This window comes from Mesorhizobium sp. M1A.F.Ca.IN.020.06.1.1 (assembly GCF_004023265.1).
GTDB lineage: Bacteria > Pseudomonadota > Alphaproteobacteria > Rhizobiales > Rhizobiaceae > Mesorhizobium.
The window spans coordinates 1-778 of the sequence record NZ_RZSR01001546.1; the positions used below are offsets into that span (position 1 = coordinate 1).

Consider the following 778-nt stretch of genomic DNA (forward strand, 5'->3'; position numbering starts at 1 on the left):
GTCAGTACCTGTCGCCGGAACCGCTCAGCCGCGACGCGCGCGAGCAGCGCATCGCTTCCGCCATTACCGAGGCAGCGGTCGCCGCCATCCAGCGGGCCAGCGAAAATCTCGACATGACGACGCTGATGGCTGTCGGCGCCCGCATCGCCGGTTCCGGCAATGTGCTGTGCATCGGCTCCGGCGGCATCTCCTCGATGATGGCGACGGAGATGCAAAATCGGCTGTTCCGGCTGGGCCTCTCGGCGCTCGCCCAGGTCGACGGCCAGTTACAGCGCATGTATGCGGCGGTCGCGACACCGGAGACGACGCTGGTCGCCTTCTCGGTCTCGGGCTATGCCCGCTCGGTCATCGAGGCGGTCGAGGTCGCGCAGCAATATGGCGCAGCCACCGTCGCCATCACCGCGCCCGATTCGGCTTTGGCCAAGGTCGCCGACACGGTCATCCAGTTGCAGTCTTTCGAGGACGGGAATATCTACAAGCCGACCTCGTCGCGCTACGCGCTGCTTGCCATTCTCGACATGATCGCCACCACGGTGGCGGAATCGCGCGGGCCGAAGGTGCTGGAGAACCTGCGCCGCATCAAGCAGAGCGTGAATACGCTGAAGGTCGACGATCCGAAGCTGCCGCTGGGAGACTGAAGCGCCGGGGCTGAAACTGCCGATCTCCCCCGAGTAGGAACCCAAGCGGGGGGAATGTCCGGCAGGACAGAGGCGGGCGCTGGCCCGCCTCGCCGCTCAAGTTTGGGTTACCCCGAAAGCGCCCCGACGCTCTTCGCCAG

General features: G+C 66.2%; 1 protein-coding gene. It reads left to right on the forward strand.

The genetic code is table 11. From position 1 onward, the window contains the following. The coding region (locus EOA60_RS35440) for a MurR/RpiR family transcriptional regulator (protein ID WP_164899897.1) at positions 1-638 on the forward strand (638 nt) is incomplete at its 5' end. Positions 639-778 lie beyond the last annotated feature (140 nt).